This window comes from Enterococcus sp. DIV1328a, from assembly GCF_050536905.1.
GTDB lineage: Bacteria > Bacillota > Bacilli > Lactobacillales > Enterococcaceae > Enterococcus > Enterococcus faecalis.
The window spans coordinates 2,340,969-2,356,215 of the sequence record NZ_CP172912.1; the positions used below are offsets into that span (position 1 = coordinate 2,340,969).

15 protein-coding genes are annotated in these 15,247 nt (G+C 37.9%); 3 read left to right on the forward strand and 12 right to left on the reverse strand.

Going from position 1 to position 15,247, the window contains the following annotated elements; genetic code table 11:
• Positions 1 to 191: 191 nt before the first annotated feature.
• From IGL93_RS11225 to efrA, 12 genes are all read right to left on the reverse strand, one after another.
• A complete protein-coding gene (locus IGL93_RS11225) occupies positions 192 to 521 on the reverse strand; it encodes a HesB/YadR/YfhF family protein (RefSeq protein ID WP_016616794.1) in 330 nt (109 codons plus the stop codon).
• Positions 522 to 575: 54 nt separating this feature from the next.
• Positions 576 to 1,241 (reverse strand): potassium channel family protein, encoded by a 666-nt coding sequence (locus IGL93_RS11230; RefSeq protein WP_002355139.1) that lies wholly within the window; start codon positions 1,239 to 1,241, stop codon positions 576 to 578.
• Positions 1,242 to 1,344: 103 nt separating this feature from the next.
• Entirely contained in the window at positions 1,345 to 1,977 is a 633-nt protein-coding gene (locus tag IGL93_RS11235; RefSeq protein WP_002355137.1) for a response regulator, read from the reverse strand.
• A complete protein-coding gene (locus tag IGL93_RS11240; protein WP_002365182.1) occupies positions 1,952 to 3,055 on the reverse strand; it encodes a sensor histidine kinase in 1,104 nt (367 codons plus the stop codon). Before IGL93_RS11240 ends, IGL93_RS11235 begins: the two co-directional genes overlap by 26 nt.
• The gene (gene liaF, locus IGL93_RS11245; RefSeq protein ID WP_002381168.1) at positions 3,052 to 3,783 is read right to left on the reverse strand and encodes a cell wall-active antibiotics response protein LiaF; all 732 of its coding nucleotides are present in this window, start codon (positions 3,781 to 3,783) and stop codon (positions 3,052 to 3,054) included. The genes IGL93_RS11240 and liaF overlap by 4 nt, the downstream gene beginning before the upstream one ends.
• A gap of 150 nt (positions 3,784 to 3,933) precedes the next feature.
• Positions 3,934 to 4,413 carry a transcription elongation factor GreA gene (gene greA / locus IGL93_RS11250; RefSeq protein ID WP_002355133.1) on the reverse strand — a complete coding sequence of 160 codons (480 nt, stop codon included), beginning with the start codon at positions 4,411 to 4,413 and terminating at the stop codon, positions 3,934 to 3,936.
• A gap of 260 nt (positions 4,414 to 4,673) precedes the next feature.
• Complete coding sequence (mltG, locus tag IGL93_RS11255) at positions 4,674 to 6,059, reverse strand: endolytic transglycosylase MltG (protein WP_002415850.1); 1,386 nt, start codon at positions 6,057 to 6,059, stop codon at positions 4,674 to 4,676.
• A gap of 207 nt (positions 6,060 to 6,266) precedes the next feature.
• The gene (locus tag IGL93_RS11260) at positions 6,267 to 6,944 is read right to left on the reverse strand and encodes an HAD family hydrolase (RefSeq protein WP_025192103.1); all 678 of its coding nucleotides are present in this window, start codon (positions 6,942 to 6,944) and stop codon (positions 6,267 to 6,269) included.
• 72 nt (positions 6,945 to 7,016) lie between these two features.
• Positions 7,017 to 8,168 (reverse strand): non-hydrolyzing UDP-N-acetylglucosamine 2-epimerase, encoded by a 1,152-nt coding sequence (wecB, locus tag IGL93_RS11265; RefSeq protein ID WP_002402063.1) that lies wholly within the window; start codon positions 8,166 to 8,168, stop codon positions 7,017 to 7,019.
• A gap of 13 nt (positions 8,169 to 8,181) precedes the next feature.
• Entirely contained in the window at positions 8,182 to 8,673 is a 492-nt protein-coding gene (locus tag IGL93_RS11270) for a gamma carbonic anhydrase family protein (RefSeq protein WP_002355129.1), read from the reverse strand.
• A 243-nt stretch (positions 8,674 to 8,916) separates the two neighbouring features.
• Positions 8,917 to 10,686 (reverse strand): multidrug efflux ABC transporter subunit EfrB, encoded by a 1,770-nt coding sequence (gene efrB, locus IGL93_RS11275; protein WP_002365186.1) that lies wholly within the window; start codon positions 10,684 to 10,686, stop codon positions 8,917 to 8,919.
• A complete protein-coding gene (efrA, locus tag IGL93_RS11280) occupies positions 10,683 to 12,410 on the reverse strand; it encodes a multidrug efflux ABC transporter subunit EfrA (protein WP_010708444.1) in 1,728 nt (575 codons plus the stop codon). Before efrA ends, efrB begins: the two co-directional genes overlap by 4 nt.
• Before the next feature lie 228 nt (positions 12,411 to 12,638).
• Between efrA and IGL93_RS11285 the strand changes: the two genes are divergently transcribed.
• The 3 genes from IGL93_RS11285 to rnjA all read left to right on the forward strand — a co-directional run bounded on the left by IGL93_RS11285 (position 12,639) and on the right by rnjA (position 15,229).
• Positions 12,639 to 13,025, forward strand: coding sequence for a YbaN family protein (locus IGL93_RS11285; RefSeq protein ID WP_002355126.1), 387 nt, complete (start codon positions 12,639 to 12,641; stop codon positions 13,023 to 13,025).
• Positions 13,026 to 13,329: 304 nt separating this feature from the next.
• The gene (locus IGL93_RS11290) at positions 13,330 to 13,542 is read left to right on the forward strand and encodes a DNA-directed RNA polymerase subunit epsilon (RefSeq protein ID WP_002355123.1); all 213 of its coding nucleotides are present in this window, start codon (positions 13,330 to 13,332) and stop codon (positions 13,540 to 13,542) included.
• Position 13,543: 1 nt separating this feature from the next.
• Entirely contained in the window at positions 13,544 to 15,229 is a 1,686-nt protein-coding gene (gene rnjA, locus IGL93_RS11295) for a ribonuclease J1 (RefSeq protein ID WP_002355122.1), read from the forward strand.
• The last annotated feature ends 18 nt before the right edge of the window (positions 15,230 to 15,247 follow it).

A 15,247-nucleotide genomic window follows, 5' to 3' on the forward strand; every position in this document is an offset into this window, starting at 1 on the left:
TTCAGTTAATTATCATTATACCATATGATAGCCTTATTAAATAACGATATCCAATTAAGAATAGCTTAATTAAATAGAAAGAACCTGAGAAAAAATCCAAAACGATTTTTTCTCAGGTTGACTAGCGGTTAAACGAAAGCAACAGAAATAGTCCTACGCACTACTTCAGCCTCTTTTGTTTAGCACTAAAATTATTTTGTTAAATCTTCTTGGTTTGCTTCAAATTGATAACGCGGTTCATCATTCTTTTCATCATAATCAACAAGCAAATCATACCCTTTAAAGAACCAATCATCTGTTTCTTCAATAAAATAGGTAATCCCATCTAGGTTCTCTTTAATCATTGGCTCATCTGGCGCTTCTACAGACATCGCAATGGAAAAACCATCATGAACAGGTGTTTTTCCATAAATTTTTCCGAAAAAACGAATGCCTGTCTCAGGCTGAACCCCGGTTTCTTCTTTAAACCATTGTTGGGCTTTCGGTGTCACTTCTAATTTCATTCTTTGTTCCTCCTTCACATCTCTGTCGCCATTTATTGTAGCACAGCGCAGTGCTTTTAGAGAATAAAGTGCTTAGCCATTCATTTTTTCATCTAATAAATCAACGTCTGCGGTATCACCGATAACTAATAAATTGTCGTTTTCTCGAACAATTTCAGAAGCATCTGGCGAAGCAATTACTTCTGTTTTCGAGCGGCGAATCGCTACCACAGTTAAACCAAATCGTTGACGGAAATTTAATTCTGCTAAGGTTTTATTGTAAAATTTAGGATTGGTGACCCGAACCTCAGCTAATGAAAATTCGCTAGATAATTCAATATAATCTAAAATATTGCGTGAAACAAGTTTGTGAGCAATTCGAATACCCATATCCCGCTCTGGGTGAACGACCATGTCTGCCCCAATTTTATCTAAGACACGGGCATGATATTCATTGACTGCTTTGGCTAAGACATTGGGAACCCCCATCTCTTTAACCATTAATGTTACTAAAATACTCGCTTGAATATCTTCACCAATTGCCACCACTACGTGATCAAAATTCCGAATCCCTAAAGAACGCAACGTCATTTCATCTTGGGCGTTAGCCACCACTGCATGCGTTGCAATATTCATATATTCATTGACACGGTCTTCACTGCTGTCAATGGCCAAAACTTCTTGACCAGCTTCCACCAAAGTTTGGCATATGCTGCCGCCAAAACGTCCTAAACCAATAATTGCAAAATTTTGTTTCATTTCTTCTGACCGCTCCTGTCTGTTCGTTAAAATTAGTATAACAAATCCATAAATAAATTCCTAGAAGGATTTCCTAGAATTTATTTATGGATTTATCTGATATTTATTTGGCTAAACCATGTTGAAAAGCATAAATCGCCGCTTGGGTCCGATCATCCACATCTAGTTTTGCTAAAATGTTTGAAACATGTGTTTTAACTGTTTTCAAAGTGATAAAGAGTTCATCAGCTATTTCCTGATTACTTTTACCTTGTGCAATCAACATTAAAATTTCGTGTTCCCGGTTTGTCAAATCTTCGTGCAACACCGGCTCTTGTTTTTTTGTTAACCGTTCCATCATCTTATGCGTCACTTCAGGTTCCAACACACGCTCTCCGCGATAAGTCGCCCGAATTGCATCAGCAATCTCATGTGCTGTTGATGTTTTTAATAGGTAGCCCGCTGCACCAGCTTCAATCGCCGGATACACTTTTTCATCATCAATAAAACTCGTCACAATAATAATCTTGGCTTCTGGCCAATCTTTCAAGATCGCTTTTGTTGAATCAATGCCGTCCATTTCTTCCATTACCAAATCCATCAAAATAACATCTGGACGTAGTTCCAATGCTTTTTCATAGCCAATCTTACCATTTTCTGCTTCGCCTACGACTTCTATATCCTCTTGAATAGATAAATATGATGAAACGCCTAAACGGACCATTTCATGGTCATCCACTAACATTACTTTGATCACTTGCAGTTTCCTCCTTTATGACAGGAACTTTAATTTCAACGCTGGTTCCCTGCCCTTTAAAACTAATAATTTTAACTGTACCGCCCATGCCGACAACACGTTCTCGGATATTATTTAAGCCATAACTACCGGCTTTATTACTTTGTTCCTTCATATCAAAGCCGACACCGTCATCAACAATACGCAATAACACGTTTTTATCGACTTGGTGTAAGTATACCTCTAATTCCTTTGCTTTGGCATGTCTTAAGGTATTTGAAAGTAACTCCTGCACAATTCGGAAAAGATGATCCTCAATGCTGCTATTTAAATGAACATCTTCAACATCCCAAATCAATTCAATTTTAATTTTTGTTTGTAGTTCTTTCAGTAATTGTTCAATACCTTTACGCAAACTTTTTCCTTCTAGACTGATAGGACGCAAGTGCAATAGTAACGCGCGCATTTCCGATTGGGAGGCATTAATGATTTCTGCCACCATGGCTAGTTGTTTACGATATGGTTCCGGGGTTTCTGTTCGTTGTGCTTGTTCATTTAAGGCAGACAACATCATCATGGCTGCAAAAAGTTGTTGACTGACTGAATCATGCAACTCCCGCGCCAAACGATGCCGCTCGTTCTCTAAAATTTCTTCTTTTGTTTGCCCATCCATTAATTGCGGCCGACTGTTTAATAATTGCAATTCTTTAGACATCTCTAATAATTTATTTTTAATCGACCAAATATCTTGTTCGACTTCGGTTAGATAATGATCTTGATTTTCACTGGTCGTTGGTTTGTTTAAGACTGGACTTTCATAATTACCATTGGCCAATAACCGAAGTTTTTCTTCAATCCGTCCATATTGCCCTTTTTGAACCAATGAAATCAGTAAAAAGGTCAATAAGCCTATTAGTAAGGATATGAGAACAATGTGCACAATTAGTGGTAGATAAAAGACTTTTCTCTGAAGAAGCTCTAATAACCACCGGTTTTGTTTAATCGAATGAAAATATGAAAACAATGTAATTAAGATAACAATAAAGGTGCTAAGGGACGCATATAATGAAATCATGCGTCTTGAAATCCGATCGGTCATACACGGATCACCTCAACATCTCCTACTAAAGTGTTCGTCATAATTTTCAAACGACGAAGATTGGTATCGTAATCATTGCTGTAAATTTTTAATGATTCGTTTTTCAATTGATATTTTTCTTCTTCAAAACGTACCGTTCCGTAAAAAGTTGAATGTTCTAACAAAATAGCTACACCTAACGGCACTAGAATTCGCGTGCGGCCAAAACCTTTACGAATAATAATAATATTGTCTTCTTTCGGTAGTAGCGTATTACCTAAATCAATAATGGTGTCCCCAGAGATTAAATCAATATTGATATCGTCCCATTCATAGATATTGTTACCAATGCGTTCGTTGGCAAACCAGCGGCGTTTAAATCGTTTGCCATTTTTAGGTTCTTTTGCCGCCGTCTCCACCATAATCATTTGTTTTTTTCGCCAAGGTGCTCGCTCAGCTATATCCACGCCTGAAATCTCAAAGCCTTTTAAGCCGATAAAGAGTACGCCAAAAATCAACATAAACCAAACAGCCGTGCTGTTCATTGCACCAATGACAATAAAAACAACGCCGAGGACGAATTGAAAGTTGTTAAAATGTGTTTTAGATGCTTTCCTGGAAACGTAGGCCACAAGTAAAACGCCAATTGTTAATAAAACAGCTAATCCAGGATTATGTACAATTTGCCATAACGCCAGAATAAAAAGTAATGCTTCTGCGACGATAAAAAAGCGCCAAGGGTTATTCATAGATTTGCCTCCTCCCTATGTCATTTATTTTACTCGTTTATTTTATTTAATCATAGTGGTTTGCGCCTCAGGTTACCATAGGACTTTAGCCCTAAATGTCTTAGATTGCGAAAGGACAGGCCTTGGAAGCTGCCTGCCCTACTCAATTATTTAGTTTGCTTCAACTTTTGTAATTTTAACTGTCATGTCGCCACCAGGTGTTGCAATAATCACTTGGTCGCCTAATTGTTTACCAATTAAGGCTTGTGCAATCGGTGAATCGTTAGAAATTTTACCAGAAAATGGATCGGCTTCGGCACTTCCTACGATTGTGTATTCCTCTTCTTCTCCATCAGGCAATTCTTGGAAAGTAACTGTTTTACCGATGGAAACTTCGTCTTGGTCCACGCCATCATTATCGATGATTTCTGCAAAACGAATCATATTTTCTAACGTTGTAATACGTCCTTCAACGAAAGCTTGTTCATCTTTAGCTGATTCATACTCTGAGTTCTCTGAAAGATCCCCAAAGCTACGAGCGATTTTAATACGCTCTACGATTTCTTTACGTTTAATTGTTTTTAATTCTTCTAGCTCTTGTTCTAATTTTTCTTTTCCTTCAAGAGTCATTGGATATACTTTTTCTACCATGTTAATTCTCCTTTTTCGCTTAACGATACGTAGTTCTTGGTTGGTTATTGAAAAAAATTCCGCTTTCAATCCACAAAAGAGTACCACGCTTTTTCTAAATTGTAAATATAATTATTGAATTTTTGTGATTTTGCTAAATTTTATTTATATAAATTTCTAGTTGCTACTCTTTCCCTCTGTTAAACAGATTACTTTTTGAGTATCTAAAAGCTTGGTGAATCATACAAAATTGATTCACCAAGCTCTTTTATGTTTTCATTTTATTCACTACTTGAATTATTGACATACTGATCTACTAATACTTGATGTTCTTCATATGTTTTTGAGAAGTATACTTTTCCTGTAGAAATATCTGCTACAAAGTATAAATAGTCACTTGGTGTCGGATTCAAGACTGCTTTAATTGACTCCTCACTTGGGCTATCTAATGGTCCTGGTCCATAACCAGTATTTTTATACAAGTTATAAGACGAGTCCACTTCCAAGTCAGCATACGTTACAGTTTCTTTATGTTCTCCTAAAGCATACAAAATAGAAATATCTGATTGGATCGGCATATCGGCAGCCAAGCGGTTAAAGAATACTTGCGCAATTTGTTTGCGGTCTGCTTCTTTGACTCCTTCTTTTTCAACCAATGAAGCTAACGTTAAGACTTGCTGATTGGTTAAATTCTTTGCATGAATTGTCGGCGTATATTGTTCCATTACTGTGTTCATTTTAGCAACCATCTGTTCGACAAATTCAGGAAGTGTTGCTTTTTTGTAGTAATCATAAGTCGCTGGGAATAAATACCCTTCTAAGCGATAACGAACACCTTCTGCGGTTGCAGCACTTTCAAGTAAATCAGGATACTTAGCCTTCATTTGATTGAAGAAGTCTTCGTTTTTCATTAATGCAATGAAATCTGCTTTCTTGAAATCCGTATTTTTTTCAATAGCTTCGCCAATTTTATCTATATCGTAGCCTTCAGGAATCGTTACTTTGCCATCTGCGATTTTAGTTGGTTCTGGCGTGCCCCCTTCTTTTAGCATTTCACCAATTTCATCGAGTGTCATGCTTGGAGACATTTGATAATAGCCCGCTTGAAAATCTGTTAAGTTTTTAAATTTTACGTAGTAGTTAAAAACCATTCCGCTTTTAATGACGTTGCTTTCTTCTAAAACCGCAGCAATTTGCTTATTAGAAGATCCTTCTGGGATATGCACTTGAACAAGCTTCTTATTGTTCTTGTCTAGTGGTTGTAGCCCAGCGTCTACATATTTATAAAAAGTAAACCCAAAGATTGCCATCATTAAAACCAATACAGAAACTACAATTAACACGATACGACCGACTAAACGATCTTCTTTTTTACGTGTTTGTTTTTTTGTATTTGTTGGCTTTTCGTCTGTTTCAATCGGGGTTGGCTCTTCGACTGTCTGTGTTGTCTTGTCTTTCCCACGTCTTCGAGCAGCTCTAGAACCTGCACGTGTTTGTGTTGTGCGGCTCGCTGTTTCTTGTGATTCATCAGATGAAGGTTGGGGAGACCTATCATTTTTTTCAGAGGAATCAGGTTGATCGCCATCATTTCTACCTTTTAAAGACCCAGTTACTTGATCTCTAAGCGAAGATTTGGGATCTTGGTTATTTTGGTTATCATTAGCCAAAACTAACCCTCCTTACTATTCTATCGTTTATGACTGAAACTATTATACATGAAACCTCTTTAAAATTAAATGTTTTTAATAAAAAGACCGTCATTCCCCGATAAAAAATTCATCATTGACAACGTTTAAAGCCTATGATGGCGCTTTTCTATTGAAACGATAATAAATCTTAAAATCCTCCTAAATTTATCGAAAATCCATTTTCTATTAAGAATTTTGTAGCAAAATAGCACCTAAGCCTTTAGGTGATTGTACTAGGAATGTCGCTCCCGCCTCTTGTAATTCTATTTCTTCACCAAATCCATACAAGACACCTATACTATCTAAGCCATTTTGTTGAGCACCAAGAATGTCATGATTACGATCACCAACCATGATAATCGCTTCTTTGGTTGGGTCTAATTGAGCTTCCGTTAATGCATACTGAATCACATCTGCTTTTTTAGAACGATGACCGTCCATACTCGCTCCATAGATGCCTGTAAAATAACGATCTAAATCAAAATGAGTAATAATCTTTTTTGCAAATTCTTCTGGCTTGGAAGTCGCAATGTATAACTTTGCTCCCGCTTCCTTTAACCTTGTTAGTACCTCTGGGATCCCTGGATACACATGATTTTCAAACATACCTTTTCTCTGATAATACGCTCGATAATGACTCACGGCTTGTTGCGCTGCTTCAGCTGAAGGCGCCATGTGCAAAAACGACTCATATAAAGGCGGCCCTATGAAAGAACGTAATGTCTCCTCGCTAGGAGCTGGCCAGCCTAATTGTTCTGTTGCGTACAAAATAGAACGCATAATGCCGCTACCAGAATCCGTAATTGTGCCATCTAAATCAAATAAAATCGTTTGATACATCTTCACTTCACTACTTTCTAGCATTTTTGTCTAATTGATTCTTCAAAATAAGATACGCAAAAGAAGCACCTTTTCAGCGCTTCTCTGCCTTTTTATTTATTTTGCTGTAAACGTATCTGGTTTTTTATCTGATTGCTGCATTTCATAGGCAATGGCTTCAACGATTCGGCGGCTAGCTTGACCATCCCCATACGGATTTTGTGCATGCGCCATCGCGTGGTAAGCATCAGAATCAGTCAATAATGTTTTCGCCTCTTGATAGACTACTTGTTCGTCTGTACCAACCAATTTCAATGTTCCTGCCGCTACGCCTTCTGGACGTTCCGTTGTATCTCGTAAAACTAAAACTGGCACACCTAAGGAAGGAGCTTCTTCTTGCACACCGCCAGAATCAGTTAAAATTAAAGCACTTTTCGCTGCAAAATTTTGAAAATCTTTGACGTCCAATGGTTCAATTAAATGCACACGAGCTAATTCACCTAAGTGTTCCGCTACTATTTCACGGACTTTGGGATTTTTGTGCATAGGGAAAATGACTTCAATTTCTGGATGTTCCATTACAAGTCGACGAACAGCTTTAAACACATTTGCCATTGGCAGGCCTAAATTTTCACGACGATGCATTGTAATTAGCACGATGCGCTGGTCTGTAGGGATTTTTTCCAATAAATCATTTTGATAGTGGGCATCAACGGTGTACGCCATCGCGTCAATCGCTGTATTGCCAGTCACATAAATATGTTCTTCTGGATGATTTTCTTTGATTAAATTGTCCTTACTTTGAGTAGTTGGGGCAAAATAAATATCAGTTAACACGTCTACCAGTTGACGATTCATTTCTTCCGGAAACGGAGAATATTTTTGCCAGGTCCGTAATCCTGCTTCCACATGTCCCACCGGAATCTGTTGATAAAAAGCAGCCAATGCAGCCGCAAATGACGTGGTTGTATCGCCATGAACCAAGACAATATCCGGCTGTTCTGTCACAAGAACCTCAGTTAATAAATTCAAAACACGACTTGTAATATCTGTTAAGGTTTGCCCATCTTTCATGATATTTAAATCATGATTCGGTGTAATTTGAAAATCTTCTAACACTTGATCCAACATTTGGCGATGTTGCGCTGTTACGACTACTACAGAGTCAAATCCTTGACTTTGCTCTTCTAAAACTTTAATTAAGGGGGCCATTTTGATCGCTTCTGGCCGTGTTCCAAAAACCGTCATTACTTTAATTTTCTTCATCATTTTCCTCCTAATTCTATGTTAGTTTCGGGTATTTTTGTTGCCGAAATTCTTCTGCTCGTTGGATATAATGTAAGGCGTTCGTATGATTACTGGCTATTTCTGCTGCCGTTAACGGACGGATAACCTTCGCGGGTCGACCAAATGCTAAAACATTTGGCGGGATAATTTTGCCTTCTGTCACTAAAGAGCCCGCACCAATCAGGCTGTTTTCTCCAATAATAGCGTTATTTAGAATGGTTGAACCCATGCCAATCAAAGCACCATCACCGATTTTACAACCGTGTAACATGCATTGATGGCCCACCGTTACATACTTGCCTACAATTGTCGGGGCATCTTCATCAACATGAATAATCGTGCCATCTTGAATATTACTACCTTCACCAATGGTAATTGTGTTACTGTCACCTCTTAAGACCGACTGAAACCAAATATTACTATCCTTCGCTAGTTGTACGTTTCCATAGACATCTGCACTAGCAGCAATAAAATACTCTTTTTTCAAACTCTGTCACCTCTTTTCATTAAGTATAGACAAGAATTCCTCACTTTCATAGTAAAAAAGACAAGAAAAGAGCGTGGGACAAAAATCACTTTGGATTTTTGCTCCACGCTCAAAAACTGATAAACGGCGGGAACAAAAGCAACTCCTTCGGAAATAAGCCGGAATTCTCCAAAAATTACAGAACAATTTTCGGAAATTCCTTCTTATTTCTCGGAGTTAAACGCTTCTGTCCCGACCTCATTTTTATTCCTCATAGTCGCCTTCTTCAGCAAATTGACTATTGTATAGTTTTTCATAGAAGCCACCTTGTTCCAGCAACTCATGATGCGTTCCTTTTTCAATGATTTCTCCTTGTTTCATAACAAGAATTAAATCAGCTTCACGAATAGTTGATAGGCGGTGGGCAATAACGAAACTCGTTCGTCCTTCCATAACACGATCCATTGCTTTTTGAATTAAGGCTTCCAAGCGTGTATCGACTGAACTAGTCGCCTCATCTAAAATCAAAATTTTTGGATCAGAAATTACCGCTCGGGCAATGGTCAACAATTGTTTTTGACCAAGGGAAACGTTATCTCCCTCAGAATTGATTTCCATTTCATACCCGTCTGGCATTGTCCGAATGAAGTGATCCACATTGGCCGTTTTCGCTGCATCCACAACTTCATAATCCGTGGCATCCAACTTCCCAAAACGAATGTTATCTGCAATGGTACCTTTATACAACCAAGCATCTTGCAATACCATTCCAAATACAGAACGGACATCACTACGGTTCATTTTTTTTGTGTCAATACCATCAATTTTAATGGCGCCTTCTGTTACATCATAAAAACGCATCAGTAAGTTGATTAAGGTTGTTTTCCCAGCGCCAGTTGGTCCCACAATCGCAACCATTTGGCCCGCATCAACTTTAAAGTTCAAATTACGAATTAACGGTTTTTCTGGGTCATAACTAAAGCTGACATTTTCAAATTCAACAGAGCCTAAAATAGGTTCTGGTAAAGGAACATCTTGTTCGTTAAGTTCTTCTTCTGGTTCATCTAGGATTTCAAAAATCCGCATGGTCGAAGCTGAAGCGCTTTGTAAAGCTGCAGACAACTGCGTAATATTCCCCATTGGTTGGCTAATTTGCCAAATATATTGAATAAACGCTTGCAACTGCCCCACTACGATCACACCAGCAACCACATAGTAACTACCAAGGACAGCTACCCCGATATAGGTCCCATAAGCGGTCATTTGAACCAATGGCAACATTAATCCTGAGATAAAGGATGCTTTGAAACCAAAACCATTTAAACGATGATTGACTTGTTTAAAGCCTTCAAGGGTTTCTTTTTCCCGACCATATAGTTTTAAAACACTGAACCCAGTCATATTTTCTTGGACATAACCATTTAAGTCTCCTAAAGAATTTTGCATTCCTTGGAAATATTTCTGGGAGATTTTAACAATTGTTCTGGAAATAATCAGAGACAACGGAATCATAATCACTGAAAAAATCGCCATCAGCGGATTGATTAAGAACATCATCACTACCGCCATCACAATCCCTAAGACTGCTGAAACAATATTGATAAAACTTTGTTGCATCGCATTGCTGACAGCATCCACATCGTTCGTCACCCGTGACAAAATATTTCCTTGTTGGTTCTTATCAAAATAAGAAACTGGCAAACGATTGATTTTTTCTTCAATATCGCGACGTAAATCGCGCATGGATTGTTGAACGACATTCGTCATTAAAAAGCCTGACAAAAATTGTGCCACACAATAACCTGTTCCCACAACTAAAATCCAAATTAAACATTGGATTACATAATCAAAATTAATGGATTCGCCAGCCGCAATATTACGGCTAATTTCTGTCGTTGGTAATCCAGTCAAATAAGGCAACGCTGCATTAAAGGCAACGGTTAATATGGTAAATAAAATAACTAAATAAAACGTCACTCGGTACGGTTTAATATAGCGACCGATTCGTTTCATAGAAGAAAAGGCGTGTTTCATGCTAATTCCTCCTCTGACAATTGAGAAGCCGCAATATCATAGTAAATTGGACAAGTCTCAAGTAATTCACGATGTGTGCCAATTCCGACCACGTCGCCTTCGTTTAAAACAACAATGCGGTCCGCATGCATAATTGTTCCAACACGTTGTGCCACAATTAAAACAGTGGATTCTGTTGTTTCTTTTTTCAGACGCGCTCGTAAATTTGCATCTGTTTGATAATCTAACGCAGAAAAACTATCATCAAATATATAAATTTCCGGATTGCGAATAATCGCCCGTGCGATAGCTAAACGTTGTTTTTGACCACCAGAAAAGTTCGTGCCACCTTCTGAAAGAGGTTCATCATAGCCTTGCGGTTTTTGTGAAACAAATTCTGTAGCTTGAGCAATGTCAATTGCTCGTTCCATTTCTTCTAACGTCGCATCTTCCTTACCGTAGCGAAGATTATCAGCAATTGTACCAGTAAAAAGTAACGCTTTTTGTGGAATATAGCCAATCTTATTGCGTAATGCACTAAGTTTGTACTCTTTTACGTTCACTCCATCGATTAAAATTTCACCTTCTGATACATCATAAAACCGTGGAATCAATTGAATTAATGTTGATTTCCCACTACCTGTGCTCCCAATAAAGGCCACTGTTTCACCAGGTGACGCCTTAAAACTTACATTGCGGATGACTGGGCTTTCCGCATGTCCAGGATAGGCAAAGGTTACATTTTTAAACTCTAGATAGCCTTTAGTAGCTGTTTCTGTTACGCCTTCTTCTTCACGAATAGCTGGTTCCATGTCTAAGGCTTCTTGAATCCGCGAAGCCGAAACCGCAGCCCGAGGATACATCATAAAGACACTGGCAAATAACATAAACGAGAACAGCGCATGGAAAATATATTCAATAAAAGCAATTAAATTCCCAACTTCTAAATCCCCATGGCTGATTTGAACAGTCCCGCTCCAAATGATTAAGACCATCACAATATTAAATAAGAAAAAGAAGCCTGGTTGGGCTGCTGCCATTAAACGAAACAGACTTTTTGAACTTTTAGTGTAAGTTTCATTGACTTTATTAAAACGAGATTCTTCAAATTTTTCATTAACAAATGCGCGTATTACCCGCAATCCAGAAAGATTTTCTCTTAAAATCCCATTGATTCCATCTAAGTTCTTTTGTTGCTTTTTAGATAACGGTTCTGACAAACGAGCAATTCCGACAACTGCTAGCAGCAGAAAAGGCAAGGCACCTAAAACGTACATTCCTAACGACGGACTCGTTCGCATCACCATGTAAAGACTGGCAATAAACATCACTGGCGTCATAAAGCCAAGACGTAAAATATTTCCCATGAAGAGCATAATTTGGTATGCATCATTGGTCGTTCGCGTAATTAAGGAAGAAACCCCAATACTTTCATATTCACTGTGTGAGAAAGTTTGAATCTTTTCAAATAAATCATCACGAATATCACGAACAATGTTTGTTGTAATTCTGGCACCAAAGTACCCCAGCAAAATATTCATTGCGACACCAATAATCGTAATTACAACCATCCAAATCCCTTGCTGATAAATATAGTCCATATCTTTAGGAATAATTCCTTTGTCAATCATTCGTGCTAAAATGGTCGGCAAGCCTAATTCAATTAAAATAAAACCAAACACACAAATAAAATCAGCGAAAAGTAATTTCTTATAACGCATTGTGTAACGCCACATTAACTTCAATTAATCATCTCCTTCTTATCTTACTTTAAATTTTCTAGTACTCCCACTGTATCAAAAAGAAATCGGTAATACAAGCTGTCTGGCTAGAAAAAACAGCCTTTCTCTTTCTATCCTTTCTCTTTTAGATTTTCTAAAAAATAGATAATTTTAATGATTTACTTATACGATTAAAATTGCTACTTCCTTTTGATTGTGCCATAATTGGGAAAAACTGAAAGGACCCTTTGAATGAAAAAATTATTCTTCATTTTTCTCGGTTCCTGTACGTTTGCTTTAGGCACGTTAGGAATCTTTTTGCCGCTTTTACCCACCACTGGTTTTTATTTATTAACGGCCTTTTTTTGGATGCGTAGTTCAGATAAACTTTATAACAAATTTTTAGCTTCTTCTTATTATCAAAAATATATCCAAGAAGCCTTCTTTGAGAAAAAAATTACTCGTAAAGGCAAATGGAAACTATTTATTTCCATGTTTCTTTTATTTGCCATTCCGTGTTTAATTGTCCGAAATACGTTGATGACTACGACTTTAGCGATTGTTTATTTAGCTCACGTGATTGGCTTAAGTTGGTATTGGCGTCCTAAAAAAAAGGCACTCGAGCTTGATCAAGAATAAGGCGAAACAAGAAGTTTGTTTTTTTTTAAAGTCCAGTGAGTGTTTCTATACTTCCTTATCATTCTATGATAAAATAAGCTTAATTGTTGTTATTCACAACACACGGGACGGTTGAAAAAGAACACATAAAATCAAATACCCAGAATGAAGCAAAGTCGAGGCTTCATTTCATCATTAACAGATGTTTTTGATGAGCATTCTTTTTTAGGTGATCAGCACCTCGTTTTGTTGTGTTTAATTTTCTGTCTTAAAATGAAAAAAACTATAAATTGCTACTATTAGTAGCTGAAGGAGAAATGAATCGATGATTTACAAAGTATACTATCAAGAAACAAAAATCAGAAACCCAAAAAGAGAAGACACAAAATCTCTTTACATGGAAGCCGATAGCGATGTAATCGTGCGCCAATTAGTTGAAGAAAATACCCCATACAATATTGAATACGTTCAATTATTAGACGAAAAACATCTTGCTTACGAGCAAGAACATGCGGACTTCACTCTAACGGAGTTTTAACATGAAAGTAAACATAAAAAATAACGAAACTGGCGTTTTTGCAATCGGTGGTTTAGGCGAAATTGGAAAAAACACATATGGGGTACAATTCCAAGATGAAATTATCATTATTGATGCTGGGATCAAATTCCCAGAAGATGATTTACTTGGGATTGACTACGTGATTCCAGATTATAGCTACATCGTTCAAAATTTGCATAAAGTCAAAGCACTCGTTATTACCCACGGTCATGAAGACCATATTGGTGGCGTTCCTTATCTTTTACGTCAAGCGAATATCCCAATCTATGCGGGACCACTAGCCTTGGCTTTAATTACCAACAAACTAGATGAACATGGTTTATTGCGAGAAGCGGAATTACACGAAATTAATGAAGATACGGTGATTCGTTTTAGAAAAACAGCGATTAGTTTTTTCCGGACGACTCACAGTATTCCTGATGCCTTGGGCGTTGTGGTTAAAACGCCTTCTGGTAACATTGTCGCAACAGGTGACTTTAAGTTTGACTTTACACCCGTTGGTGAGCCAGCCAACTTACACAGAATGGCGAAATTAGGTGAAGAAGGCGTCCTTTGTCTTCTTTCAGACAGTACCAATGCTGAAATACCCACCTTTACAAAATCCGAAAAAACAATTGGGACCTCTATTTTAAAAATCTTTGAAAAAATTGATGGTCGGATTATCTTTGCCAGTTTTGCTTCAAACATTTTCCGTTTACAACAAGCTGCTGATGCAGCCGTGAAAACCGGTCGCAAAATTGCTGTTTTTGGTCGTAGCATGGAAAATGCCATTGTCAATGGCGAACGCTTAGGCTACATCAAAGTGCCAAAAGGAACGTTTGTCGATGCGGCGGAACTGAATCAATTGCCAGCAAATGAAACAATGATTTTATGTACTGGCTCTCAAGGAGAACCTATGGCCGCGCTTAGTCGGATTGCTAACGGTACACACCGCCAAATTAGTATTCAACCAGGCGATACGGTTGTTTTCTCAAGTTCACCAATTCCTGGGAATACGACAAGCGTTAACCGTTTAATCAACTTATTATCTGAAGCCGGTGCAGAAGTTATCCACGGAAAAATCAATAATATCCATACTTCTGGTCACGGTGGACAAGAAGAGCAAAAATTAATGCTTCGCTTGATGAAGCCTAAATATTTCATGCCTGTTCATGGTGAATTTAGAATGTTAAAAATCCATGCTTCGCTCGCTCAAGATACAGGGGTTCCTGAAGAAAATTGCTTTATCATGGGCAACGGCGATGTCTTAGCTTTAACGGCTGATAGCGCACGTCCTGCTGGTCACTTCAACGCTAATGACGTGTACGTTGATGGAAATGGTGTCGGCGATATCGGGAATGTTGTTTTACGGGATCGTCGTATCTTATCTGAAGAAGGTTTAGTTTTAGCGGTAGCAACGGTTGATATTAAAAATAAAGAAATTATGGCTGGTCCAGACATTCTTTCCCGTGGTTTTGTCTACATGCGTGAGTCTGGTGATATGATTCATGAAGGCCAACGTCTTTTATTCAATGCTCTACGTGAAGCAATGAAAGATAAAAACTGTACCGAAGCAAAATTAGGCGAAGCCATGACGACCGCTTTACAGCCTTTCTTGTTTGAACAAACAGAACGTCATCCAATGATTCTGCCAATGATTATGACTGCCACAGTTAGTGATCAATAAAGCTCTCATTTAATAGAG

What these genes read in the sequence shown, in the direction of transcription:
- IGL93_RS11230 (WP_002355139.1), bottom strand. Translation starts at nt 1,241, where the DNA reads ATGAAACAAAATTTTGCAATTATTGGTTTAGGACGTTTTGGCGGCAGC.
- IGL93_RS11240 (WP_002365182.1), bottom strand. Translation starts at nt 3,055, where the DNA reads ATGACCGATCGGATTTCAAGACGCATGATTTCATTATATGCGTCCCTT.
- liaF (WP_002381168.1), bottom strand. Translation starts at nt 3,783, where the DNA reads ATGAATAACCCTTGGCGCTTTTTTATCGTCGCAGAAGCATTACTTTTT.
- greA (WP_002355133.1), bottom strand. Translation starts at nt 4,413, where the DNA reads ATGGTAGAAAAAGTATATCCAATGACTCTTGAAGGAAAAGAAAAATTA.
- IGL93_RS11260 (WP_025192103.1), bottom strand. Translation starts at nt 6,944, where the DNA reads ATGCTAGAAAGTAGTGAAGTGAAGATGTATCAAACGATTTTATTTGAT.
- wecB (WP_002402063.1), bottom strand. Translation starts at nt 8,168, where the DNA reads ATGATGAAGAAAATTAAAGTAATGACGGTTTTTGGAACACGGCCAGAA.
- efrB (WP_002365186.1), bottom strand. Translation starts at nt 10,686, where the DNA reads ATGAAACACGCCTTTTCTTCTATGAAACGAATCGGTCGCTATATTAAA.
- IGL93_RS11285 (WP_002355126.1), top strand. Translation starts at nt 12,639, where the DNA reads ATGAAAAAATTATTCTTCATTTTTCTCGGTTCCTGTACGTTTGCTTTA.
- IGL93_RS11290 (WP_002355123.1), top strand. Translation starts at nt 13,330, where the DNA reads ATGATTTACAAAGTATACTATCAAGAAACAAAAATCAGAAACCCAAAA.
- rnjA (WP_002355122.1), top strand. Translation starts at nt 13,544, where the DNA reads ATGAAAGTAAACATAAAAAATAACGAAACTGGCGTTTTTGCAATCGGT.